This window comes from Neolewinella aurantiaca (assembly GCF_008014675.1).
GTDB lineage: Bacteria > Bacteroidota > Bacteroidia > Chitinophagales > Saprospiraceae > Neolewinella > Neolewinella aurantiaca.
Genome location: NZ_VOXD01000030.1, coordinates 16,818 through 42,864, shown reverse-complemented (window position 1 = coordinate 42,864; position 26,047 = coordinate 16,818). Strand labels below are relative to the sequence as shown.

At 53.0% G+C, this 26,047-nt stretch carries 18 protein-coding genes; 9 read left to right on the top strand and 9 right to left on the bottom strand.

Translation table 11 applies throughout. The features are described from left to right. The first annotated feature begins 379 nt into the window (after nt 1-379). The 5 genes from msrA (at nt 380) to FUA23_RS17085 (ending at nt 8,930) form a co-directional block, all read left to right on the top strand. Complete coding sequence (msrA, locus tag FUA23_RS17105; RefSeq protein ID WP_147931987.1) at nt 380-1,117, top strand: peptide-methionine (S)-S-oxide reductase MsrA; 738 nt, start codon at nt 380-382, stop codon at nt 1,115-1,117. A 146-nt stretch (nt 1,118-1,263) separates the two neighbouring features. Then, entirely contained in the window at nt 1,264-4,092 is a 2,829-nt protein-coding gene (locus tag FUA23_RS17100) for a PD-(D/E)XK nuclease family protein (protein ID WP_147931986.1), read from the top strand. A 217-nt stretch (nt 4,093-4,309) separates the two neighbouring features. After that, nucleotides 4,310-6,709, top strand: a complete 2,400-nt coding sequence (locus FUA23_RS17095; protein ID WP_147931985.1) for an ATP-binding protein — start codon at nt 4,310-4,312, stop codon at nt 6,707-6,709. 45 nt (nt 6,710-6,754) lie between these two features. Beyond that, entirely contained in the window at nt 6,755-7,486 is a 732-nt protein-coding gene (locus FUA23_RS17090) for a hypothetical protein (RefSeq protein ID WP_147931984.1), read from the top strand. Between the two features lie 109 nt (nt 7,487-7,595). Then, nucleotides 7,596-8,930 carry a cation:proton antiporter domain-containing protein gene (locus FUA23_RS17085; protein ID WP_147931983.1) on the top strand — a complete coding sequence of 445 codons (1,335 nt, stop codon included), beginning with the start codon at nt 7,596-7,598 and terminating at the stop codon, nt 8,928-8,930. An 82-nt stretch (nt 8,931-9,012) separates the two neighbouring features. Here the strand turns inward: FUA23_RS17085 and FUA23_RS17080 are convergent, their stop codons facing one another. Continuing rightward, nucleotides 9,013-9,450: a DUF3995 domain-containing protein gene (locus FUA23_RS17080; RefSeq protein WP_147931982.1), complete on the bottom strand. Its 438-nt coding sequence runs from the start codon at nt 9,448-9,450 to the stop codon at nt 9,013-9,015. A gap of 106 nt (nt 9,451-9,556) precedes the next feature. Between FUA23_RS17080 and FUA23_RS17075 the strand changes: the two genes are divergently transcribed. After that, nucleotides 9,557-10,282, top strand: coding sequence for a glycosyltransferase family 2 protein (locus FUA23_RS17075; RefSeq protein ID WP_147931981.1), 726 nt, complete (start codon nt 9,557-9,559; stop codon nt 10,280-10,282). Nucleotides 10,283-10,514: 232 nt separating this feature from the next. On the opposite strand, the gene FUA23_RS17070 is transcribed toward FUA23_RS17075, so the two are convergent. Together FUA23_RS17070 and FUA23_RS17065 are read right to left on the bottom strand one after the other, a co-directional pair. Beyond that, on the bottom strand, nt 10,515-12,641 hold the full coding sequence (locus FUA23_RS17070; protein WP_187271109.1) for an insulinase family protein: 2,127 nt from the start codon (nt 12,639-12,641) through the stop codon (nt 10,515-10,517). Between the two features lie 172 nt (nt 12,642-12,813). Next, entirely contained in the window at nt 12,814-14,142 is a 1,329-nt protein-coding gene (locus tag FUA23_RS17065) for a M16 family metallopeptidase (protein ID WP_147931979.1), read from the bottom strand. 944 nt (nt 14,143-15,086) lie between these two features. Here FUA23_RS17065 and FUA23_RS17060 point away from each other — a divergent pair. After that, nucleotides 15,087-15,680, top strand: a complete 594-nt coding sequence (locus FUA23_RS17060; RefSeq protein WP_147931978.1) for a toxin-antitoxin system YwqK family antitoxin — start codon at nt 15,087-15,089, stop codon at nt 15,678-15,680. Nucleotides 15,681-15,730: 50 nt separating this feature from the next. On the opposite strand, the gene FUA23_RS17055 is transcribed toward FUA23_RS17060, so the two are convergent. Then, nucleotides 15,731-16,612 carry a phosphatase PAP2 family protein gene (locus tag FUA23_RS17055; RefSeq protein ID WP_147931977.1) on the bottom strand — a complete coding sequence of 294 codons (882 nt, stop codon included), beginning with the start codon at nt 16,610-16,612 and terminating at the stop codon, nt 15,731-15,733. A 105-nt stretch (nt 16,613-16,717) separates the two neighbouring features. After that, entirely contained in the window at nt 16,718-17,578 is an 861-nt protein-coding gene (locus FUA23_RS17050) for a phosphatase PAP2 family protein (RefSeq protein WP_147931976.1), read from the bottom strand. Between the two features lie 224 nt (nt 17,579-17,802). Here FUA23_RS17050 and FUA23_RS17045 point away from each other — a divergent pair, with 224 nt between their 5' ends. Next, on the top strand, nt 17,803-18,696 hold the full coding sequence (locus FUA23_RS17045; RefSeq protein WP_147931975.1) for a DUF4349 domain-containing protein: 894 nt from the start codon (nt 17,803-17,805) through the stop codon (nt 18,694-18,696). Between the two features lie 20 nt (nt 18,697-18,716). Here the strand turns inward: FUA23_RS17045 and FUA23_RS17040 are convergent, their stop codons facing one another. After that, entirely contained in the window at nt 18,717-20,408 is a 1,692-nt protein-coding gene (locus FUA23_RS17040) for a DUF6909 family protein (protein WP_147931974.1), read from the bottom strand. A 340-nt stretch (nt 20,409-20,748) separates the two neighbouring features. Between FUA23_RS17040 and FUA23_RS17035 the strand changes: the two genes are divergently transcribed. Further along, nucleotides 20,749-21,696, top strand: coding sequence for a DUF4382 domain-containing protein (locus FUA23_RS17035; RefSeq protein WP_147931973.1), 948 nt, complete (start codon nt 20,749-20,751; stop codon nt 21,694-21,696). 295 nt (nt 21,697-21,991) lie between these two features. Here FUA23_RS17035 and FUA23_RS17030 read toward each other — a convergent pair whose 3' ends face one another. The 3 genes from FUA23_RS17030 to FUA23_RS17020 all read right to left on the bottom strand — a co-directional run bounded on the left by FUA23_RS17030 (nt 21,992) and on the right by FUA23_RS17020 (nt 26,031). Continuing rightward, the gene (locus FUA23_RS17030) at nt 21,992-23,338 is read right to left on the bottom strand and encodes an OmpA family protein (RefSeq protein WP_147931972.1); all 1,347 of its coding nucleotides are present in this window, start codon (nt 23,336-23,338) and stop codon (nt 21,992-21,994) included. A 203-nt stretch (nt 23,339-23,541) separates the two neighbouring features. Beyond that, nucleotides 23,542-24,873 (bottom strand): ABC transporter permease, encoded by a 1,332-nt coding sequence (locus tag FUA23_RS17025; protein ID WP_147931971.1) that lies wholly within the window; start codon nt 24,871-24,873, stop codon nt 23,542-23,544. Between the two features lie 216 nt (nt 24,874-25,089). Then, a complete protein-coding gene (locus FUA23_RS17020) occupies nt 25,090-26,031 on the bottom strand; it encodes an ABC transporter ATP-binding protein (protein ID WP_147931970.1) in 942 nt (313 codons plus the stop codon). Nucleotides 26,032-26,047 lie beyond the last annotated feature (16 nt).

The window sequence follows — 26,047 nt, the reverse complement described above, 5'->3', positions numbered from 1 at the left end:
TTCTGGGCGACAGCTTGTAAATCAGGAACCCAAACCCCACTACGAAGTGAAGAACGATGATTATCATCACGATTTTCGTTACTATTCCCATTTCCATGACTACCTGATTTTGATTGCGACAAAAATAGGTGAGCCTCCCGGTAGGTTACCATGATGCTCATCACCGGAACAAGTGTTTTTTCGCATTTTCTGGCAGTTTCCTTTAGCTTGTCTTCTTTTGCACTTGCCCGCTATGAACACTTTTTGGTTGGTGACCATTCGGGTTTCAAACGCGGGCAGTCGAGGCACGGGAGGCAATCCTCCGACTTCGTCGCCAAAAGACTTAACAAGAACGTACTTTTTGCGTTATAAGCAACGAAACCAAACGTCTTCCCTTTCGATGAAATACTCAATCTTTTCCTTTGCCTTGCTTCTTTCCCTGCTGTTCGTATCCGCGTCCTGCGACAGCCAGAAGACCAATTCTGCCGCTTCGGCCACTGCCGAAAGCGCACCCATGAAGGCCATGACTAAAGGCAATCCCGAGCCGATTGCCGGCGTAACCATCGAAGAACTGGACTCCGGCTACGAAGGCTTTGAGAAAGCTTACTTTGCGGGTGGTTGCTTTTGGTGTACAGAAGCTTCTTTCTACCGGATCGCCGGGGTTGAAGAGGTGTGGTCTGGCTACGCAGGAGGTGCAGAAGTGAACCCAACCTATAAGGAAGTTGCCTCAGGAACAACGAGCCACGCCGAGGCCATTGTAGTCTACTACGATCCTGAAGTCCGGACCTACGAAGACCTGCTCGATATCTTTTTTGTAGCTCACGACCCCACAACGCTTAACCGCCAGGGACCAGACCGCGGTACGCAGTACCGCAGCGCAATTTTTCCCATCAACGAAGAACAGCGCAAACAGGCGGAAGCAAAGATTGCAGAACTCAACAAATCCACCTTCAGCGACGGCATTGTGACGACTATCGAAGAACCGGGCGAATTCTACATCGCCGAAGCTTATCACCAGGATTACTACGAAGACACTTCCAACCCTAATCAGGGCTACGTTCAGAACGTAAGCCGGCCGAAGGTGGAAAAGGTGATGAAAGTATTCAAGGAATGGCTTAAGCCGGAGTTTTTGAAATAAAAGAGCCGGAGGAATGTGAGTCATCCCAAATCACTATGACTTAGGTATAAGGATAGTTTCTGCCGAAATCAAGGCTTACGCATGTTTGCCTTTATTTCCCTTCTCGCTTTACTTACCTTAGCGGCTAACTAAGCCCTCTGACCTGAATGACCATCCTCCTCGGCCAAACACTCTCTGACGCACTAACCCTGCCCGCCGCACCAGTCAACGTTGCGGACGAGGCGTATATGAACCCTTCCGGGCTGCTACGGTACCTGGAGGGGTTCTATGCTTTGGGGGCTCCGTCCATCAACCGGGAGGCGCTGCGCAATGAGCAGTACCGGCAACTGTTGAGTGCTCACCTGGCGATGAACGAAGCAGAGGCAGGGTTTGCACCTTTTTACCAGGCTTCCTTCGAGGCCGACCAAACTGCTACCGCTGAAGAATTGCTCGGACGGCGCGATGAACTGATCGACGCGGGCTATCCGGTTCATCAGGAGGCCGGTGAAGAAACGCCTGAGCGCATCCGGGTACTGCACGAGCTGGAGGCGCTGCTGCACGACGATCGCTACGAATTAAATCTGTTGCCCGGATTGGCCGATCGCCTGCGTGTATTGCTAAGTGTTTTACCCGAAAACCGTCATCCCCGCCTCACGATCTGGCTGAACGAACCCCGGCACCTTTTCGGGCCAGGTACCCGTCGCTTGCTGGATGTGCTGGGAAATATGGGAGACACTATTAAGCCCTTACCCGATCCTTCGGTACCGGTAACGGATAACGACCTTGGCCGATGGCAAACGATATTGAATAACGCACTAATTTCTCCTTCGGCAGAAAGTAGGAGAAAAGCGTTTCTCAAAGGAGATGGCAGTCTGGTGATCCTCAAGGCCCGGCGCGAAACCCACATTGCCGCATACCTTGCGCGGCTGTTAAAGAAAAACCCCGACTGGCAACCCGGCGTTTTGCTTCCTCTGCGAAACCAGACCCTCGACAATGCCCTGCTGGCGGAAGGGTTGCCGAGTATCGGTGTGCCATCTACAAGTCTGGCCCGGCCAAGTTTACAAGTGCTGAAGCTGGTGACTACTTTCCTCTGGAAACCGATGGAAATTGACCGCGTAATGGAGTTCGTCAGCCTCGTAACGAAGCCATTAAACTGGCGCCTGGCCAACCGCATCGCAGTCTTTTTGGCCGATACGCCGGGGATGTTTGGTCCCCGTTGGTTTGCGATGCTGGAGGGTTTCTTTCGCGAAATGGAGGAAGACCGCAACTGGCCCCAATCAAGGCTGGAAGCTACCCGGAAGCAGTACGAAACCTGGTTTCGGCGACGTACTTACGACCGGGACGCTAAGGTGCCGAAGTTTGATCTGCGCGACCTGTTCAACAGCCTCCGCGAATGGGCGCTGGAGGAATTTGCGGAGCTGAAAAAGAAGAATACTGAAAACAACGGTTTGCTCGTGCTGGCCGCACAGGCGCTGCGCGCGATGGAACTGTTGGACGCTCAGCCTGAAACCGAACTTTCGTACCTGGAAGTTGAAAGACTTGTTCGTACGGTTTATGAGCCGGCGCCAACCCAGTTTCAACACCGGGAGAAGGGCGCTTTGGAAACAATCTTTGCACCCGCGTCCGCGCTGAAAAGACCAGATGGCCCCGAACTGAAGCAGTTGATCTGGTGGGATTTTATCGAGCATGAGCCTGATTACTTTTTCAGCCGCTACTATCCCGAAGAACTACAATTTTTGCGCGAACGCGGGGTGCAAACAAACGGTCCTGAAGAGCAAAATGAGTTATCGGCCTGGACACAACTGCGCCCGGTCCTGCATGTACGGAATCAACTGATACTGTGTCTCCCCGAACTGCTGAACGGAAGCATCGTTGAGGCTCATCCTTTACTCGGTGATCTGGAAGCAGCCTTCCCCGACGGCGCTCTGGACGCCATAACGGTAAACATCGACGCTGCCGGTGAAGCACCTGCGGTACTTGCAGGCAAGGAGGCTCCCCGCTTTGTTCCGGTACCGGTCAAGCCCCTCGCGGGCCCCGTTCCGCAGCTTAAAATTGATCGTCCCGGAGCCATTAAAGAACGTGACCCCGAAACCCCTACTGCACTGGAAGATCTGTTGTACTACCCGTACAAATGGGTATTCCGGCACCAGTTGAAACTTAAAGGAACCCCGATCCTGAGTATTGCGGGAGAAAACCGCTTGCGTGGTAACCTCGGCCACCTTTTCATCGAGCGTTTGCTCAATCAGATCAAGGCGGATGGTAAAGCGTATACCCGGGAAATGGTTGCTGAGTGGATCAACGGCAACTGGCGTAAATTACTGGAAAACGAAGGCGCGGTACTGCTGGAATACGGCCAGGAGCCCGAGCGGGTCCAATTTGTGCGAACGATGCACTACGCCGCCTGGTCATTGGTGCATTACCTGCAGGAAAACGGCTGGAGCATCCGTGGATCTGAGGAAGTACTGGAAGGTGAGTTGGAACCCATGGGCGGGCAACCGGTAAAAGGCCGGGCCGACCTGGTGCTGGAACGCGAACGTAACGGCCGTGCGGAAGTGGCCATCGTTGACCTGAAATGGAGGGGTAAAACCACCTTCAGAAATCTATTGCGAAACGCCAAGGACGTACAGCTTTGCCTGTACGCAGCATTTGCCATTCAGGACAAAGAACGGCCAGCGGACACGGTTCATACTGCATACTTCGTCATCCGCGATGCGCTCATGATTGCCCGCAATGAGCTGGCCTTCGCCAATATTGAGACCGTGAGCGGACCAGACGATGCTGTGGTGGTTCAGCGGGAGACCCTGAAGAAAGTCCGCGCTACTTACAATTGGCGTTGGGAACAGTTCCACGATGGTTTGGTGGAGGTTCGCTGTCAGGAGACCCTCGGAGAGCTGGAAGACCTGTACCTCGATCTCGACCATGACTCCCTTTTGGAGCCAGGGTCGGAAGACGCCCGTTTTGATGATTACCGTTCTCTGATCGGGCTGGTGAGGTAATGGAAAAAGAGGGATTTGCTTCGTTTGGGCGGCCGGTTGAACCCTTGATTTTGGCAAAAACGGGGAATTCGGTTTTACGTGAAATATTGCCTGAAAACGAGATGTAAGGTGAAAAACGGGTGACTGGCGAACATTGCCCCTGAAATCTATGTATTGCATCCCGCGGCAGCGCCCGTAAAGACCTCCTAAAGCCCGTAAGTTTCGTACATTACCAGCCATGCCAGTTCATTCAGAAATCACTCGACAAGACAACGAAACTACCGAGGCGTTGCGGCAAGCCGTGAGCCAAGTAGGGACTTCTGCTGATTCTTTCTCAGAAGACATCAATCACCTTGCAGCCCGTGCCAAAGAATTGGCCGACGCGATCATCCAGCACGGAGACACCTGCCCGGTAGGTGACGCCGAAAATTACGATGATATAGAGTGCCGGCTGACCCATTTTGTTTGGGCAGAGCGGGCCAAGCATTTTCTGGTGCTGTACCGCAACGTGCAACTGCAACTACAAACGGCCGACCTTATGGTGACCGACGGAGCAGCAAGGGCAGAGCTCGTTGAAGACTTACATCAGCGCTCCCGTCAGACGCTCGCTACTGCTCTCGAAGAGTGGGAAGCTGAAGTTGCCCAGACCCGTAAGCGACTGGAAAGCAACGAGAAGTTTCGTCGGAAGACCATGGCAGGCTGGAAACTGCAGCATAACCCCTGGCCCGCCTACCGCCTCCAGATTCTGGAACTCGCCGAACAGGCAGGAGGGCTCGCCGAAGAGTTTACTACTCTGAACAAACAGGTTAGTCTTTTCGCTGATATTCGTAGCCTTTTGCACGAAAGCATTGCCGCTTCCACCTCCGCGATTGCCGAAGCCCGTAAGAAGGCGACTACCATCTCGGACTTCATCATGAAAAGCGAAGATGAAGGCAATGTGAGTCCAAGCCAGATCGTCTCACGGCTGGACGAATACATCGTGGAGGCTAAGCCCCCACAACAAATTCACGATTACACCAACGAGTTGAACGCCCGTATCGGGAAGCTCGTCGAAAACATCAGGGTGACGGTTGGAGCCGATCACGGCCTGATGCAATTCAAAGACATCAATTTCCGCAGGTCTTCTGACCAGTGGATTTCGGCAGAAGTGCTTCCGCAACTCTACGAGCTGTGGGAACTCAGTCAGCAACTCGTCGGCGGACTGGACGTAGCTGTCAACAACGTCCGCAACCGCTCATTACTGATCTCGAACGAGATCAAAGCGGGGCAGGACATCGACTACGAGGTGGAAGACCTCAGTCAGCCGTTTCTCGACTTTCTGGAAAGAGCAGAAAATACCATGACCACCTACGAGCCCATCCGGGAAAATCTGGTGGGGCTGATCGATGCCGACCTTAAACTAACCAGTGTTTACCGGCCGGTTCCCGGCTTTTTACCAGTGCCGTTACAAACAGGGCTCAACGAATTTACCCGGAGGCAGGGCAGGTGGCTTGCACCGGTGAAAGAATGGCTGGGAGCTACCTTCCGGGGTTTCGAACGCTGGCGCGGCGATGCCGCGCGTGAAGACAAGATGAGTGTCTCGGAGAAAGTAGTCCGGGTCATCAATCAGCGGCAGGTTGCCAGCGGCAACGATGGCTACACGAATATCGTGATGACGAAGGGCTACATCGGCGAATCCTTCCTCGTAGGGCGGGAGGCCGAAACAGCGCAACTGAAACGGCTGGTAGAAAACTGGCGTAAAGGCTATCGGGGAGCCGTTATGCTGACCGGTCGGCGACTTTCGGGACGTTCTTTATTCGGAGAGATGATCTCTAACCGGATTTTCCCGAACAACGTCATTCGTTTGGTTTCCAACGGGGTTATTTCCGTAGAGGGCCGCCGGATGCAAACAACCGGAAACCTCGGCGAAGCGCTGTCTTTTGTGCAGAAACACACCATCCAGACCCGCCCGATGATCTGGATTGACGATCTGGAGCTCTGGTGGGACAAGGATACATCGCTGGCGGAAAACGTAGCGGCGCTTTCCGCGCACATCGACAGCTACTCGGCCCGAATTTTTTACCTCGTTTCCACGACGAATGCCGTTTACAGTCACCTCAACCGCTTTCGGGATCTTGACCGGATTTTTCAGGCGGAAGTCAATCTCGATAATTTTTCGGTTGAAGATACCCGTCGGGCAATTCGTATCCGCCACGGGGCTACCCATAAAAAGCTTGTAGACAGTGAAGGTGAGCCGTTGAGCGAAACGGCCTTTAACCACCTGGTTAAACGATTGCACCGGGCCAGCAACGGTAATGTGGGTGATACCCTCAACCGGTGGGCGTACATGATGGAATACTGTGACGAAGAGAGCGTAACACCGAGTCAGGCCCGCCGGTACCGGCTTCCTGCTTTTGTCAATACCGACACCGGCTTGCTGCTTACCACGCTCTTTCTGGAACGGAGATCGAATGAATATCACTTGCGAAAGCTGTTTGGCCAGGCCTTCGACCGGCGCTACCGCAGCGTACTGCAGCGACTGTTGAGGGTAGGCCTCCTGACCCGCTCCAGCGATGGCTGGCTTTCCATAAGGGAGAGTGTCGTGACCGACGTAGGGCGTGCGCTCGAGAACAACGGTTACCTGAACAATGAGCTCTAAAAACTATAAAGCGCTCCTAAAGGAGGGTTTGTAAATACAAAACGTATGGAAGCACTAATGCAACCTTACTTCACCTGGACCAACTTCATAATGGCAGCTCTGCTGCTGTGGGGAGTGTACTGGTTGTTGCTGCTGCTCCGCCGCCGACTGCGAAACGGTGTGCTTTTCGGCAGGTTTCAGCAACCAATCGTGAAAGGAATATCGACCTTTTTGCTGTTGTTCGAGCCCTTCACTATTCTGGTCCTGACCATGGTATTCTTTTTCATCAACCCGGTAATGCACGGTATTTTGTTGCTGCTGCTTACCGTCGGTGCGTTCAGCCGCATTCGTGATTATATGTGCGGACGGATCATCCTTGCCAGTTCTTTGGTTGGAGAAGGGAAACGGATGAAAACTTCTCAGGCGACCGGGGTGATTTCCCGCATTGGTCGCGTCGGTTTGTACCTGCAAACGGGGGATAGTCTCCATTTTGTCAACTATAGCAATCTGCTAACCGACGGCTACTCGCTCTCTACCGGACAGGAGATTGGCGGATACTACCAGCTCAACGTACGGGTGGAAGAGGAGCAACAGAGTAAAGACAACCTTGGCTGGCTGGCGGATAAATTCCTCAGTACACCGTATCTGGACCGGACGTTCAAACCAGAACTGGCCTTCGCCGAAGGCCGAAAAGATAAGATCAACGCCCGGGTTTCGGTGCGGGAAGAGCAGCACCTGCGCGAGTTGCTGGAACTGATGGAAGAGTGGGGTTACCCGGCCACACTGTCGAAACGTTAACCATCAGCAGAGGCAAGGATTTAGCGCCTGAATTAGTGTTTGCAGACCTTCCTGCCAGCGTATTGCCGGAAAGGCCGGTACAAAATTTATAATTTTTCAGTTTTAACGAATGGAACATTTAGACACATACACTTTGCTGATATCAGCATCGGTAATAATAATCCTCTCCTTCATCTTCGGAGAAGTGGCCAAACGGACCAACGTGCCGTCGGTGCTGATGCTCATCATCCTCGGTATCCTGATCAAATTCGGTATGGATGCGCTGGGAATCATGGACAACGTAGACTTTTTGCCGGTTTTGGAAGTGCTGGGGGTCGTTGGCCTGATTATGATTGTCCTCGAAGCTGCGCTTGAATTAAAGCTGGAAAAAGACAAATATCTGGCCATTGGCAAAGCGATGTTGATTGCGTTGCTGGGTCTAGTGTTTTCGACCTGGGCGGCCGCCTGGATTCTCGAGTACTTCGTAGCTGGTATGGATTCAACCACAGCGTGGTTGTACGCAACGCCGCTGTCGATTCTTTCCAGTGCAATCATCATTCCCAGCGTAACCGGACTGAAGGGCGAAAAGAAGGAGTTTCACATCTACGAGAGTACTTTCTCCGACATCCTGGGCATCATGCTGTTTTACTTCCTTACGAGCCAGCTGCACGGAGGAACCGGGGAGTTGAGCCTGGACGGCGAACTCGCGGACACCGCAGAACACTCGAGCGGTGCTCTGGCCTATGGTATCAAAGTGCTCATTACCATCGTGGTATCACTGATTGCGAGTTACGGCATTGTCCTCATTTTTCAACGGATCAAGAGTCACGTGAAGCTGTTTTTGCTCATCGCGGTTCTACTCCTGCTCTACGGAATCGGTAAGAAGTTCCACCTCTCTTCCCTTATCATCATTCTTGTTTTTGGCCTGATGATCGCGAATATGCGCCTCTTCTTTCAGGGGCCGCTCAAGAAGTTACTGAACTACAAACAGGCACTGCATATCTACGAAGGTCTCCACGTGGTTACGATCGAGACTGCGTTCGTGGTTCGTACTTTCTTCTTCGTTATTTTCGGTATTACTATTGTCCTTTCTTCGCTGGCCAGCTGGAATGTAGCCATGGTTAGTTTGCTGATCATACTGAGCATTTACGTGATCCGGTTTGTGATTCTGCGCATCTTTATCGGTGCCGACATCTTGCCGCAGCTCTTTGTGGCGCCACGGGGCCTGATTACCATTCTTCTGTTCTATGCCATCCCCGCCGAGGTACAGGTGGAAGGTTTTGAGCCGGGTATTCTGCTCTTTATCATTATCGGGACTAGCCTGATCATGACCCTGGCAATGGTGGTAGATAAGAAGCGGACATCGGTTGCGATGCGCAAAGTGAACGAAGCTCCGGTGGGCTACGAGAAGTGGCGCGCACCCACCCTGGCCGAAGCAGTAGTGGAGGAAGAAGCAGAAGGGTAGGAGCAGAAGCTGACCTTGCGCATTGGTCCGTTCTTTGCACCTGCGGCCCCGCCTACTTATCCTATCGGCAAAATAACACGGTCTACGCCAGCAGGATCAATCCTCCCCAGAGCCCTGCGACAAGGAGGCAGAGCGGGCTGTAAACTGTACGGTCACGGACAAAGAACAAATCGCCGTGTTGCCGGCTGAATAGCCCGACCTGATTGAAATCTCCGATGGCGCGCACCAGAAACAAGCCCGCAAGTGCCATCGCGAACCAACGTCGGTAGGGGAGAATACCATCGGGAATCCCGCCGGTGAGGTAGGATAGTGCGACTGCACCAGAGAAAATAAGACCAAGGGCAACAAGTACCGTAAGTACCCGGAAACCGGTCTGTTGCTCGGGTTGAGCGACTTTCTCGCGCATCTCCGGGGGCATCGCGCTGGCCAGGGCCCACGTACCGCCGGCAGCCCAGTAAATATGAAGGAGGCCAAGAAAAAGTAAGATCAAACCAAGGAGAAGTGAAAGAGGAACGACCATTTACGGGATATTTTAATTTGACGGGGACAGAGTGCTACCTGAGGGTTAATTTTACCCCCTGAAAACGTGCCAAATCCGGCAAACGATCCTTTTAGAAGACCTTTTGATGCCAATAATTTCCAAGCTCTCCATCATCATTCCCGCTTATAACGAAGAGCGTACGATTCACCTCATTCTCGATAAGGTACGCGACGTACAACTGACGGGGGATATTTCGAAGGAGCTTATCATCGTAAACGACTGCTCTTCGGATGACACCGAAGGCGCCATTCAACGCTACCGTCAGTCGAACCCCGAGCTGAACATCCAGTATCATGCCCACCCGGTGAATCAGGGCAAAGGAGCCGCTTTGCACACCGGTATCAGTAAAGCAACCGGAGAATACCTCATCATTCAGGATGCCGATCTGGAATATGACCCCGAAGAATATAATGACCTGCTGAAGCCCGTTCTGTCGGGCTTTGCGGACGTGGTTTACGGCAGCAGGTTTCAGGGCAGTAAGCCGCACCGTATCCTGTTTTTCTGGCATACGCTCGGGAATAAGTTCCTGACGATGCTCTCCAATATGTTCACTAACCTGAACCTGACGGATATGGAAACCTGCTATAAGCTGTTCCGTACCGACTTGATTCAGGGGCTGAACCTGACCGAAAAACGATTCGGCTTCGAGCCCGAAGTGACGGCAAAGATCAGCCGCATTAAGGATGTCCGGATTTACGAGGTTGGCATCAGTTACTACGGACGGACCTACGAAGAAGGCAAGAAAATTGGTTGGCGCGACGGCGTGCGGGCCATTTACTGCATCGTGAAGTTCGGGCTGCGCTTAGGCTAAGTTTCTGGTAAGGAACGATTCAAATTGCAGTAACGAGATCCACATTTCGGGCGCGGCCGCAGGGTGCAAGGCCCGTTTTATGAGGACAGCGGACCATCGCAGCTATCCGCTCTGCCCACCGGAAGCCAGGTTTCCGCCTAACAAACAAAGTGCCATCAATAAATCGGTAAACTAAAAACCCGGACATCCTTATCAGGATGCCCGGGTTCTGTAAAGGTGGTTAAGCTGGTGCTTATTCCACCTCAAAAAGGCTTTGGTCAATTTCGGTATTGAGTTTCATCTCCTTGGTAACAAACTTCAGGGGGAAGGGCATTGCGCCGGTAATGGTCATCTCGTAAGGGATTTTAACACCACTTACTTCGCGGTAATCGCCGTAGTCGATAGTGGCTGTTACCGGTCCTTGCTTTTGCACCCGACGGATGAGGAGTTTGCTGTCCTGATCGAAGTACATCTGGGCATCGCCTGCACCGGATTCACTCTTCACCGAGAGTACGATTGCTTTCTTGCCGTTCACCGTTTCTGTTCCGTCGATGGAAAGCATATCGGCTTTGTCGAGCAGCGCAACAGTAGGGAAGAGGGTGGCCTGCTCTTTCATTCCGGCGGCCATTTCATCGTTGGCGGGCATTTTCTGCCCTTGCTGCATCATGGAAACTTTGCCGTCGTTGTAGCGCTGGTCGGCCATTGTCATTCCCATCATCTGGGTCTGACTGCTGAATTTGGTTCCACCTTCTTTGTACATTGTCTGTACAACTGTCTGGCCCTGAACGTTGGCTTCCATTACCTGAGACCATGACTTCATGCCCGCAATTGCCGCGGCACCTCCGATCGCTTCGGTGTAGTCCATGATAACCTGTTTTGGGGTTACGTCGGTAGGTGCAGCCATGTCTTCCATGTCGATCATCTCGCCGTTAACGTCGTAGTAGTTTACCTTGCCGCTCGTTGCAAACTTAGCTAGCTTATCAGCTACGGCCTTGTCGCCCACTACGATGATATTGATGTTTTCGGGCGACATGATTTCGCTCGAAACTTCGAGCAGGTCATTGCTGCTGCTGGAGGCTACTTTCTGGAGGTAGCTTGGGTAGTAGTTGCGGTCCAGGCCGTAGCGGATGGTGTTGAGGGCAAAACTCGCGATGCGTTGCGGGCTCTCGAGCGCACGGCCGAAGGAGCCGGTAATCTGGCTCTTGGCACGGTTCAGTTCTTCAGCGGTTACTGGTGCCGTGCTGATTTTCATCAGTTCCGTCATGAATTCTGTCACGGCAGAGTCGGTCACTTCGTTGCGTACATCGGAGCTGGCGGTGAAACTACCCACGAGCTCGTCGGCGTCTACACTAGATCCCGCACCGTAGCTGTAAGCTTTGTCTTCACGGATGTTCTGGTTGAGGCGGCCGTTGAAGCCGGTACCCAGGATACGGTTTACGATACTGGCTCGCAATGCCTTCTTTGTGCCCGGCTTTACGTCTGCCGGCTTGGACAAGATGATGTTAGACTGTACGGCACCGGCACGGGGCACGAAGTTTACCGTTACACCCTTCGGTGCTTCCGGCATTGCGAACGTCGGCGCGGGCACGTCCTTTTTTGCCCAGGAGCCAAAGGCTTTCTTCGCCAGCTTTTCTGCTTCGGCACGGGTGAGGTCGCCCACCATTACCAGGTAGCTGCGGTTGGGGACGAAGTAGGTTTCGTAGTACTTTTTCACAGCGTCGAGCTCAACGTTCTTCAGCGACGCTTCGGTGGTCAGTTCACCGTAAGGGTGATCCGCTCCGTAAGTGAGCCGCTGGCGCAGCCGCGAGGCGATCGCTCCCGGGTTACCGAGTGAAGATTGGAGGCCAGCTTCAGCTTCGGTCTTCACCTTAGCGAATTCTTCTTCGGGGAAGCGGGCATCAAGCACCACTTCGGCCATCATTTCGATGAGCTTCTCCTTGTACTTACTGATGGTGGCGCCGAAGGCACCGCTACCGCCTGCGTTCAGAGATGCACCGATGAAATCGATCTCTTCGTCGATTTGCTCCTTCGTTTTGGTGGAGGTCGCCCGCCGTAGCATTTGGCCCATCATCTGGCCCGTACCTGCGTACTCGCCTTCGAGGTGTGGGGGAACGTCCACAAAGAGTTGGTAACTCACACGGGGGAGCTTATGGTTCTCGACCAGAACGACCTGGAGACCGTTATCGAGTTTAAAGTCCTGAAAGTCTCCGATTTTGATTTCCGGAGCCGGCCCCGCTTCGGGGGCCATGGCGCGGAAGTCATCCTTCATCATTTCAGTAGCGTCCGCGGGCTTTTCGGCCATTTTATCGGTGGTCGCTTGCGGCGTAGAGCAGGCGGCAACCAGAAAGAGGGCGAGAAGGCCCAGTAATAATTTTTGCATTTTTCTTGGGTTGTATATATCCCCGGGAAGAAGGCCGTGCATTGCAACAGACTTGTTCCCGGGCTAATGGGGATTTAATTTTCGCAGAGACTCGGGTTTGCTCCGCAAATTGGCATCATCAGGGTCTCCGTGGTGACACTGTCGCGGCAGAGGTGCCGCGCTACCGGTCGACTTACTTACTCGGCTTTTCGCCCGGCATCCAGTAAAGGATTACCCGGTTGTTCTTAGAGTAGTATTGCTTAGCCACTCGGCGAATGTCTTCGCGCGTTACGTCGAGATAGCGTTCCGTTTCATTGTTGATGAGGTTGGCGTCTCCCTGGTACATCTCGTAGTTGGCAAGGCTTTCGGCAATGCCGGCCATGGTTCCGTATCCGGAGATAGCGTCGGCTTCAACCTGGTTGCGGAGTTTCTGGAATTCCTTTTCGCTGATGAGTTCGGTCTGAACTTTCTCTACTTCCTGATCGAAGATCATTTCAGCTTTCTGGAGGTCGCCTCCGGGTTTAAGTACCGCAAAAGCCATGGAAATGCCCGGGTCCTGACTGCCGGAGGGGAAGGAGCCCACTTGTACGGCAACCTGCTTTTCATCGACGAGGACTTTGTTCAGACGGGAGCTCTGTCCCTGGCTCATCACCTTGTTCAGCATGCTGATGGCGTAGTAGTCCGGGTGGGTGAGGGCTGGGGTACGGTAGCCCATCACAACGGCAGGAAGGGGAGCTTTGGAGTCGTAAACGGTATCACGGATCTCTCCGCCAAGGGCAGGTTCAACGGTAGATACCCGTGGAACTTCTTTGCCGCGGGGGATGCCGGCAAAGTATTTCTCGATCAGCGCTTTGGTCTCATCAATGTCGATGTCGCCGGCGATAGACAGAATGGCGTTGTTGGGGACGTAGTAGGTCTCGTAAAAACGCTTGTAATCGGCTTCCTGAGCACCATTAAGGTCTTCCATGTAGCCGATATTGGGGTCTTTGTAGGGGTGTTCCTTGAAGCCACGGCGGAAGAGCTCGTACTGAAGAGAACCGTAGGGCTGGTTGTCCATCCGCTGGCGGCGTTCTTCCTTTACAACACTGCGCTGGGTCTCGACGCCTTCCTGATCGACGACAGCATGAAGGAGGCGCTCGCTCTCAAGCCAAAGCCCCAGTTCCAGTTTGTTGCTGGGGAGCAATTCGTAGTAGTAGGTGCGGTCCTGGCTGGTATTGGCGTTCAGTACTCCGCCGGCGTCTTCTACGTACTTGGCGTATTCTCCGCGTTTGATGTTCTTGCTGCCTTCGAAGAGCAGATGCTCGAAGAAGTGGGCAAAGCCGGTGCGGCCCTCGAAGGAATCTTTGCCGCCTACTTCGTACATGATCGATACGGCAACAATCGGAGCGGTGGCGTCCTGGTGGAGGATTACTTTTAATCCGTTGTCAAGGGTGTATTTGGTGAAATCAATGTTCGTTTGGGCGCTCAGGCCAAGGGCCAGCAGGCACAGGCTGAAAAGCGCTCCTGTTTTTTTGAAAAGCATAATATGTGGTTTTAAACGGGTGCATATTTAAGAAACCCATCTCTTGAAACCGCATTTTAAACAGATCGTTGGCAAGAAGGGCTGATTTTTCTACTAACAGACGGCTTTGATGGACGTATTGTTAGCCGCATGACTAAAGGTGGGCGCAGACGCAGGTGCAAGGCGAGGGTTTGCCAAAAGGCAGGCCTTTACCCCTCAAAACGTTCGCTGCACCTGCGTTCCCGCCTGATGGCAATAAAGTAGGACCGGAAGCATCCGGAATCAAAAACCCCGCAACGCCTGACCGGCGCGCGGGGTATGAATAATGGGTGGTGTTAATCCGGGATAAATAATCAGGTGTCACACTGTGGGTTTCAGGAGGAGTTTTAAGGTATGTCAAATGCAAAACTTGTAGGTAAGGGTTAAAGGCACCTACTTCTGGTGTAATTAAGGGTCTTAAGTGAAAGGGTAAAGGTGTAATGCAGGGGAACGAGATGGTGTGAATGATGGGTGTTTAGTTCTGGAAACCGGGGTTATTCGTAAAGCTGCTGCAACTGTATGGTGGCAAAGTTAGGAGCCAAACCAATGTAGAAAAAGCCAGCACGTGCTTCTGGTCCTCGTTCGTTGTTTCCGAGGCTCTTGTTCTTAAGAAGTGTTAAGAAATGAAGCTTAAACCGGTTTGCAGGTTGTCGTTTTTATGCAAAAGGAAAGATATTCAAGACAAACGGTCGGTATTGCGTCATCCATGTACTCTGAAAAATCTTAACATTTGGAACTTTTCCCGCCCCGCCGGGGCGGGAATTTCGGCAGAAATGGCCCGTAAACAGCCCGTAAAAAAGGTAACTTAAACATCTGTTAAATCAGAAAATCAAGCTTTACAACGTGCTTTGGCCGGCATCCTGACCGCTTTGGGGGTTTCGGATAAGTCTCTGACTCAGTACCTTTGCCCGCAAAATCATTCACCAATGCGCACCTTATTCATACTCTTACTTGCACTGTCTTTCTTCTCCTGTCAGGAGGCTGCCCGCCCCGAGCGTGTGGTGGAAAAAGCCGTTTTTGACAATGAAGAGTTTGAAACCACCGAGATCGATGGCTCCGAGGCACTCAGGGTAGAACGCCGCGACCCTCAGGGGCGCGTTATCGAGCAGGGCTTCATCCTGAATGGTAACAAACACGGTACCTGGACGACCTACACCATCGACAGCAAGGCTCCGAAAACGATTATGAGCTACATCGAAGGGGCACTGAACGGTCCCTACATCGAGATGGACGATATGGGACGCTTCGCACTCATTGCCAACTATAAGGCCAACGTCCTCGACGGACCCTACGGGAAGTACAAGATCGGCAGACCCGAACTCATCGCCAACTACGTCGACGGTCAACTCGACGGTGTGATGGCCGAGTACGATTACCGCAGCAATAAAATCAAACAGGAGGTGAACTACAAAATGGGCAAAAAGCACGGCCCGATGCGCTACTTCAACGAAGAAGGCAAAATCACCCTGGAGTACGTCTACGAAAACGACGAACGGGTTTCGGGAGGGATTGTGGAGTAGCCTGTTTGTTGCTTTGCTGTGTAGCAGCCCCTGAAAGCGAAGGCCTGAGCCTAAAATATGAGCGTAAAGCCCATTCCTGCAGCTCCGTTGCCGTAAAGTGGCGTAAGCATCGCCATGCTCTTTTCGTGACGCTTCTGCCACCAACGGTGAAACTCGGGGACCATGATTCCGCTGAATGCGCCAACGCCCATTCCTACGGCCGTATCGGTGGGGAAATGTTTCAGGGCTTTCACGCGCAGAATTGAGGTAATCACACCCGGTACTGAGGCCGCACCGTAAATGAGGGCTTTCTGCCCGCCGGTGAGGTCGGGGTTATGGTCCGTGATGATTTTGGCGTAGAAGTACCAGCCGGTAGCGGTGGTGCTTACGTGGCCACTAAACAAACTACTCTGGGCGTTGCCGTTGCGGCGCTCACCATCTTCTACTTCGTCGTAGTAAGACCGGGGGCGGAAGCGATCGACACCCGAAGGACCAAACGGTGCATAGCCATAAAACACGCCCTGTAATGCCTGGGCTTCGAGGTACATCGTGGTGATGTCCAACCATTCATCCCGGTATTTTTTCCAGACGAAGAGGGTGAAAGGCGCAAGCTGCCCGGTAATGAAAAATATGTCAGAGGTTTTAGCGAAGTCTTCGGCCTTTGCGGGGTCCTGGCGGAGGCCCCACTGATCGATGCCCGGCACGTCGTTGTTGGTCAGGGTTGGCAGGGTGCCGGTGAAAGCCGGCTTTTCGCGGAAGTCGACAATTTTCTCCTGACTGAAATAGAATGCGACAGCGGTGAGCGGAAGCTCAATCAGCGGTTTGGTTTTGTACAACTTTGCGGGGGGCATACTGTCGCGGGGTGGCTGGTCGGCATCCCGGGGTTCTTTCTGGGCGCTGGCGCAGGTGCAAAGTGTGAACAGGAGGAGAAACGTGAGTAATCGTGATCGCATAGAGGTGGTATATCTTACCTGGCTGAAACTCCCGTTCCAACACGATAGTTCGGTGGTTATTGTTTATTGGTGGCGTGGCTGGGCCACGCTCATAAAGCTAAGCTTTTAAAACTTGAGGTTGAAACTCATCCCCGCGGCTCCGTTGCCCATGATGGGTTGAAGCATTGCCCGACTGCGGTGGCGCTCCGCCCACCACCGGTGAAAGTTGGGGATCATGATGCCGCTGAAAGCACCAACCCCGAGCCCGATTAAACTGTCGGTAGGGAAGTGCTTGAAGGCCCGAACCCGCAGGTAGCCCGAGAAGAGACCGGGGATACTGGCGGCGCCGTAGAGCATCACTTTTTGTCCGCCCGTCAGATCGGGGTTGTAATCATCGATGATCTTCGCTACGAAGTAGAATCCGGTTGAGGTTGTGCTCACGTGGCCACTGAACATGCTGTTGCGCGTTTGCCCGTTGAATTTATCGTCGGCAGCGTACTCGTCTACGTAAACACGCGGGCGAAAGCGCTCTACGCCGGTAGGCCCGAAGGGGGCGTAACCGTAGAACAAGCCCTGGGTGGCTTGTGCTTCCAGAAACATCAGCCCGATGGGCAGAAAATCTTTCCGGTACTTCTTCCAGATCAGGAGAGTGAGCGGCACCAACTCTCCTGCGGCGAATAGTTGGTCGGAAACAACGCCGGCCCAGTCGTCTTCCCGTACGGGCTGTTCGATGGCCCAACGGTCAAAGCCCGGTACGTCGTCGGGGTTCAGGGTAGCAATTTCTGTGGGTGAGAGGGCCGGCACATCCTGAAGCGTCTTCAGGCGGGTGGCGCTGAGGTAAGTACCCGCAATGATCAGCGGAATGCTTACCCAGGGGTTCACGGCATGGATGTCGTAGTCTTGCGCTGGAAGAGTGTCCTGCACCTGTGCGGACATTACGGTAGAAGCCGCAAGCAATGCGGTGAAAAAAAGTAAACGTAGATTCATCTTGTATTTTGTAGCTGTCGGGTTGTAACTGCTTTAGGGTTGGTAGTGTTCAACGCACACTACCGGAGGTGCCTGATGCTGTCTCCATTAAGACCTTACCCGGACGTAAAAGGTTGTGGCGCAAAAGCCTGATAATTAGCTTCGGTTGCTAACGATTTGTGAACATAGCGTACCTTGTATGCATAAGCGGCTCGCAGTGCATCTACTGTTCAAAATTCATACCCATGTCTGCCAAAAACTTTCTTTGCACCTGCGTTCTCGCCTTATTTCTTTTCGCCTGCGGGCACGACTCGCTGAACGAATACGCCTCCGAAGGAGTGCCTTCGGCCACCATGAGTGCCGAAAAAAGTTACTACGGTGATGACGAGGAAATAGAAATGGACGCGTCACGAACGGCCGAGGCTCCGCTGCCTCCGTCCGGCCAGGATACGGAGACCGACAAGCCACGTCAGCAACGCATCATCTATACCGCTGCCGCCCGTGCCCGCGTAGAATCGCTCGACACGGCCATGGCCCGCATTACCAGCCTGATTACCAGAAACGGTGGCTACATCTCCAACCAGCACCGAACCAACTCTACTTACGAGCACACGGCCCAACTGACCATCCGGCTGCCCGCCGGTGCCTTAGATGGCGCCATGAAGTTCCTGCCTGAGATCGCGACGGAAATAGACTACCAGAACCTCGACAGCCGCGACGTAACCGCACAGTGGCTCGACCTGGAAAGCCGCCTGCAAACCAAACGCGACGTTCGCGATCGTTACATCGATATCTTACGCAACCGGGCTCAGAAAGTAGAAGACATCCTCAATGCCGAAGAGAAGATTCGTGTTATTACCGAAGAGATCGAGGCCAAAGAAGGCCAGCTGCGTTACCTGCGCGATCAGGTCTCGCTTTCAACGCTCACGCTCGAGCTTTACGAAACGGTGGAGTACCGCAACACCGGCCCCACGGTTACCCGTGGGTTTTTCAGCAAGCTCACCGATAGTCTGGCTTTTGGTTGGGGAATGATTCAGGAAATCGTGCTTGGCCTGGTGGCTATCTGGCCACTTCTGATACTTGGTGCTGGCGTGTTCTTTGTGGTGAAGCGCTGGCGTAGCAAGCGATCTGGTAAGTAAATCCGAACTTGTTTACAGACTTAGCTGGCAAAGATCCGCTCCAGCATTCTTACCGTAATCAGGTAGGTGGGGCGCACACCGTCGGCCCCCAGGCTACCGCTTGCGAGGGTGTGCCCGGTCAGTAGTGGGTTGTCACTTGCGTAATACGCATACCGGACCTTGAGGTTGGGGTTAACCGATTTACGAATATGGGTAGCGGCCTGAATTGCTTTCTGGTAATGTGCACCTTCCATTTCCAGGCCAGCGGCTTTCCAGCTGCTGGTCAGGAAGTAATCCAGAATCGGGATGTTCTGCAGGCTCGTACCAAGTACGGTTACCATCGGGCCTTCGAAGACCCCAAGTCCTTCGCCCCGGAAGTCATCGGCGACAAAATCATTCTCGAAAGGATAGTTGTCGGCGGTACCTTCGAAGATATGGGCGTCGGGAACCATAATGTCTCCTTTTTGGCCATCCAGTATCCCGGCCTTGCCCATTATGTTGATGCTCTCGATGGGCATATCGTACACCTGATCAGAGCCGGGGTCATGGAAAGGCCGCAGCAATTCGTCCATACTTTCGTAGGCCTGCTCGCCAAAGGCATAGTCCATTACCAGAATAACGGGAGCCTGGTCCGGGTTTTTAGCCGGTTGGAAATTGAGCTCGGGAGCGATGAGTTTCGGGTCGAATTTGGCCGTGTCGAACAGTTGTACACCGAGGTTTGTCCCGCTCTGGTCGGCAATTTCGATCAACCCGTTTTTACGGGCGAGATCAAAAACGAGAGGGCGGAGGTGCTTGTAATCCGTTTGGCTCATGGCCCGTGCGTATTCGAAGAGGCCTTTGTGTTTTTTCAGCTTAGTGCCAAGAGCTGCTCCACCGAATATGCTGTTAACTACGCTATGGAGGTTGGCGCTGATGATGTGAATGGGGCGTTCGATGAGCTTGTGCTCCAGCAGAACCGTCTTGATGTTGAGCGCCCACATTTCACCGAAGTAATGGTGACCGGTGTTCTCGCGCAGGGTGCTGCTGAAGGTAATCTCCCGGTCTTCGTCCTGGTCGTGCTCCAGTTTAGCCAGCCGGCCAAGCCAGTAGGTGATGTGGAAAAGAGAGTTCACATTGTCGTTGCCCTCAAAGCGCTTGCAGGCAGCTACGACTTCGTCGTAGGTCCGGCCCAGCAAAGTACTGAGATAAGTATAGGCGGTCTCGACTTTGAATTCTTTACCGGTCTGTTCCCAGACAACGATTTCCTCCAGCAACTCCCACTCCCGTTTAGGGCGTCCTTTGCTGTCTACACTGTTGTTGCGGATTTTATTCGCCTCGGCGTAGAGGAAAGTAAGGTGGGTCAGGATGTCATAGATGTCTGACCGCCCACGGGTCATCTCAATGTACATCTCATCGCTGTCGATGCGGTAGGCGCTCCGCCGGCGGGCTGGTGCGATGATGGGCTTGAAATTAGAATTTTCGTAACCTTCCCGTGTTATCAGCTTAATGAAACGGCATTCTTCGATGCCTTTCGGTAGCCGGTTGAAAACGTAATGCAGGCCGTCTACTTCAACTTTTTCTTCGTCTGCAATACTGCCGTAGATCTCTGGGCGCAGCAGCATCAGGTTGTCCATCAGGGTTTTACCGCTGAGTCCGCCTGGCTTATAACTGCCCCGAATCAACAGGTGCCGCATGGCAATATAAAGGCGTTGAACGGCGGTACGGGATTCCTGGGCGCGGGTGCGGCTTTGCATAATGGTACAATCTGGTGGTTGGGAGGAGACAAAGTAAACGAACGTTTGGTTCAGTTTACGTACTTCTTTTTGTTTCACGACGGCGCGGCCGCAGGTGCAAAAAAAAGTTTGAGTCTGGTTTAAGCCCCATGTTACGGTTTTTAAAGCTTGATTTACAGGGGGTAAAACCTTTAGGTGCGTATTTCGTGAAATCTTTAACCAGAAAAAAACATCAGGACATATATACTTAAACTATAACCTGATTCGTACAGTCTCCGGAATTTAGGGGGACACCGGCTTGCACGCCCCCCCAGGTTCTGTTTTATCGCTTTGTTTTTTAAACCAATTTAATCCTTTGAACATGACGTTTAATTATTTGACCCTGCGCAGCCTTGCGCTCCTCCTCCTCGTGTCCGTATGCTTCGCTTGCGAAGACGACGACTCCACGACCCCTTCCGCCTCCGGTAGCTTCACCCTCGAAATCACCGATGCTCCCATCGATGATGCCGACGTGTCCGCCGTTTTCGTAACCATCGCTGATGTAAAGGTCGACGGAGCTTCCATCGAAGGTTTCAGCCGTACCACCGTAGAACTGTCTGCGTTGCAAAACGGAGTGACTGAACTCATCGCGAGTGCTGACCTGGAAGCACGTACCTACAATACCATTGAAGTCGTCCTCGACGATGCACAGGATGCTTCCGGTAATGCTCCGGGGTGCTACGTTCGCCGAACCGACGGTACAACCGTTGCCCTCGATGTCGATGGAGACGGTAGCCTCACCGTTTCTGATGCCTCCTTCACCGTAAACCAGGGCGCTACCGTTGCAGCTGTGATCGATTTCGATCTGCGCAAAGCAATCCAGCGCGGTGAGTCTGCCACCGAGCCTTACCGCTTTGCTGCCGAAGCACGCCTGGAAAGCAGCCTCCGTTTTGTAGAGAAGGAACTCACCGGTACCCTGCAGGGTACCGTTAGCAATGCATCCGGGGAAGACGGAGAAGTTGTGATCTACGCTTACGCTGCCGGAACCTACCAGGCTTCCGAAGCAGAAGGTGAAGAGAACGAAACCTTCCTCAATGCAGTCTCTTCTACCCGCCTGACGGCAGGAGGCAGCTACACCCTCGCTTTCCTCGAAAGCGGTAGTTACGAACTCGTCGCTGTCTCTTACCAGGATGAAGACAACGACGGTGAACTCGAACTGGCCGGACAGTTCGAACTCAACGCTGCGCTCGGGATCAATCTCGGAGGGCTGAGCGTGGACGCGACTTCGCTGACAACAGCCAATTTCACCCTCTCGACCCTGTTGCCATAAAAAAGTTCGAGCATTCAAAACCAGTATCGTAGTTGGTTGCGTAGGTAGTCGTACCTCATAAGTGCTTCTGTTTTATTCCCAACTTTAGATTCTCGTTTGAAATAGTAAGTTGCCCCTTCCGGTTTTTTCCGGGAGGGGCTTTTTTATCAAGATCAGCGTTCAATCAGGGCAGCCACCGTCAATAGGACGGGCTGGCCACAGTAAGCAAAACAACGAGGCCGAAGGTACAAGTGTACCTTCGGCCTCATCAGATAATCAAGATTGCCTCATCGGGAGGTAAGCTTGTAAGTGAAGATTACTTCTGCGTAACCCGTGCCGCGATCCGGCGGTTTTGCGCCTTACACTCAGGAGTGTCGTTGGCTGGGCATGCAGGGTGCTGCTCACCAAAGCCTTCGGCGGCGAGGCGGGAAGCATCGATACCTTTCGCTACCAGAGTGGCCATTACGTTGTCGGCCCGCTTCTGCGAAAGAGCCATGTTGCCATCAGCGCTACCAACGTTATCGGTGTAACCACCGATCTTGAGGTGTACATCAGGGTAGGCATTGAGAACATTCACCATGTTCTCGATCTGGCGCTTGGAGTAATCGGAGTCGAGATCAGCTTTACCGGTCTGGAACTTCAGGGCGTCGAAGTTGAACCAGGTCGTTTTGTCAACCGGCTTGTCGCTGGAGATGAAGTTGATCAGTGAGTACTCAACACCGTCTTTGTTTGCTTCGATGGTTACGCCACCGGGGAGTACGAGTGCCCACAGTCCGTTGGCGGTTTCTTTGAGGCTGGAGAGCGCACTGCTTCCCATTTTAGCGGCATCAACTACCATTTCGCCGGCACCGTCAACAAGGTCACCTGCTGCGGAGCCAGCTTTGCCGGCAACGTCAGACATGGTATCGCCTGCATTTTCCAGGCTGGCCTGGACGCCTCCGGTATCGCAACTGCGCAGGCCGAACCATGCGAGTGCTCCGAGGAGGAGAAGCGGAAGAAGCCATTTCAGAAAGCCCATGCCGCTGCTGGCAGCTGCAGTTGCGGTAGCAGTTGTATTGGCGGCGGCTGTAGAGGCAGCGCGGGTAGCAGTAGTGGTAGCTGCTGCTGCGCGGGTTGATACGGAAGGAGTGGTTTTACCAAAGCCAAGTACCGCACTGAGCACACCGGGGATGGCGGCCATGATGGAACTCTTCTGACCAAGCAGAATAGAAGCCAGTCCGGAAGAGTCGAGTTTCTCGCCCTTGATTTTCTTGGCGAGGAAGCTCATGATGAATGGCGCTGCCATTCCGAGCAGGGAAGACGAGGATTTCTTGTTGATTCCTGCCATTCCGCTGACTGCATCTATCAGTCCGCCGGTCTTATTGCCAAGCAGTGAGCCAAGAAGGCCACCTCCGATGTCCCGGGGATCGTTCTGGGCAAGGTTGCCGCTGCCCATCATCCCGATCAGGTCGCTCAGGTTGAAGTTGTCGGCACCCTTCAACATGTCAAATATGGCACCGAAGTTACCACCTTCTGCTTTTTGAACCATTCCTCCGAGGATGGAGGGGAGAATTCCGCTGAGTGCAGACTCTACGCCGCTGGGGGATTCATTGAGCTTGTTTCCGATGGACCCCATCATTTCCGGGGTAAGCATTCCTGCGATGTTGTCTAAAATATTTGCCATGTGTATTTGAGTAGTTTGAAGGCTGACCAATCAGTTGTTTAGAGCCAGCCGGTAAGAAGCATTTCACTGTTTAGACGCAGATAATTGCTTTTAGCAACCTGTTTTTTTCCATATTTTATTAGAAAAAGAGGTAAAGTGCTGAAAATCAGTGCTGATTTATTTTGTCAATTCTACCCAAAGACCTCAATTGGCTGGCGCTGAGCTTAGTATTTCGAGAACAACCAGCGTCCCATATCTTTCAGGGAACCCTTTTTGCCGTAGTTGAGAATTCCGACCCGGTAGATGCGTCCGGCCAGCCAAACCATGAAGCCGGAAAAGGCAATGGTGATGAACAAACTACCGATAATCTGCCAGGCAGGTGGCCCGAAGGGCAAACGAGCAGGCATCACTATCGGTGCAAACAGTGGTACGAAACTGCTCCCTACGGCAAGACTGGAGTTCGGGGCCTGGAGTGCGGCCATCATTATGTAGAAGCCGAGGATAACGGGAATCATTACTATTAGGGTAAGGCTCTGTCCTTCTCCCATGTCGTCTCCCATTGCGGAGCCAATGGCCGCAAACATTGCGGCGTACATGAAATACCCACAGAGGAAATAGAGTAGAAAGGAAGGTATGATGACCCACCAGTTCATCTCGTCCAGGCCCGCCAGGGTCTTTTCCACGATGCTTTGCAGCTCATCGGGGTCTACCTGCGAGGCGGCAGAGCCCGCCTGAAGTTGCTCGGCTGTCTCGGGGTCGAAGCCAAAGATCAATGAAACAACGAACAGAACGCCCGGAATCAGGATCATCCAGGCTAATACCTGGGTAAGGCCAACACCGCCAACCCCAATGATCTTGCCCAGCAGCAGGGTAGTGGGCTTTACGCTGGAAATTACCACCTCGACAATTCGGTTCATCTTCTCTTCCATTACCGACCGCATCACCATCATTCCGTAGACGAAAATACTGATGTACATCAGAAAGCCCATTACTGAGCCAAGGCCGGCCCCAATGATGCCCGCCATACTGGTGTCGTCGTCTTCTCCTTCTTCAACGGTGATCTTCCGGGTTTTTATGGAAACTTCAGTTTCTAAAGCCGCAATGGCTTTGGCGTCCAGCTCCAGAGCGGTGGTCTTGTATTTTCGCATGGCTTTTTCTACCCGCCTGTTGATGGCCAGTTCAGTATCCAGGGCTAAAGGGTCATCACTGAAGTATTCTACCCTGAAGTTCTTCAGGCGGGGATTCGTTACCGATGGCACCACGAGAATTGCATTGTAAGAGCTGTCGGTAGCCATATTGGCCTTGAGTTCATCCAGAGGATCGCTGCGGAACTTGAAGTAGATATTCTTACTGTCCGGCAGGGTATTGTTGAAAATGTTGGCTTCATCGACGACCACAATTCGCTGTTGTTCATCATTGCCGTAGCTGAAGATAAACTGAACAACAACTACAAAAACAGCCATGCCCAGTGGCATCAGCAGGGTCGCAAGAATAAATGATTTACGACGTACACGGGTTAAATACTCTCTTTGAATTACAAGCCAGAGGTTTTTCATCGGTGGTAGGTTGAGCGCGGGGAGTTTCCGCCGCAGTGAGTTCGTGATTGGTTGAATGTATGCCCGATAGAGAAGAGCATTTTTCTCAGGGGCGCGCGGTGGCGCGAACGCAGGATGCAAAGAAGGTTGAAAAAAGCAGGGCTGTACAGCGCTTGAAGCTTCGTCAAACCTCTAAGGGTTTCGTTTGCCCTCCTCCCGGGTTAGCCCGGCAAGTTGTTACGCCTCTTGCGTGTCAAACGGGTTGGTATTTGTAGGGTCCAGCTGAGTTACCTGCTTTATGAATACTTCATTGAGACTCGGTAGCAGTTCCTGAAACCCGATGATGTGTACGTCGGCATCCAGCAGGAGTCGCAGCAGGTCATTGGCCTTTTGGCCATCCCTCAGTTGAATGTCTACACCGGATGGGGTAGGGTTGATGATTTCGTAGCGCTCTTTTAGTACTGCGGGCAAGTCTCCTTCGTATTCGAGGTGGAATTTATCGTCCTGAAACCGACGACGAATATCGGCAACCTTGCCTTCAAGGATGTTTGCTCCCTGATTGATGAGTACGATGTACTCGCACAGTTCTTCGACCTGCTCCATACGGTGGGTACTGAAGATTACACCCGTTCCTTCGGCGTGAAGACGGAGAATCTCCTGCCGCATTCGGGTTGCGTTTACCGGGTCAAGCCCACTGAAGGGCTCGTCCAGAATCAGAAGTTTCGGGTTGTGGATAACGGTAGCGATGAACTGCACCTGCTGCTGCATCCCTTTCGAGAGTTCCTCGACTTTTTTGTCCCAATGGTTTTCCAGGCCGAATTTTGCGAGCCACTCCTTCGCGGCGGTGGTGGCTTCCTTCTTGTCCATACCTTTCAGGCGGGCAAGGTAGAGGAGGTGCTCCCCGACGTACATTTTTTTGTACAGCCCCCGCTCCTCCGGCAGGTAGCCGATTTGTGTAGGGTGGAAACCGGACAGCGGCTGTCCGTTAAACTCTATATGACCGGAATCTGGCGCCGTAATGGTCGTGATCATCCGGATGAGGCTCGTCTTGCCGGCCCCGTTGGGGCCGAGTAAGCCCAGGATCGCATCGGGTGGCATTGCGAAGGTCACATCGTTTACGGCTACTTTTTCACCGTAGGCTTTACGAACGTTATTTACTGCAATAATTGGTGGTGTCATCAATATGTGGTTTTGA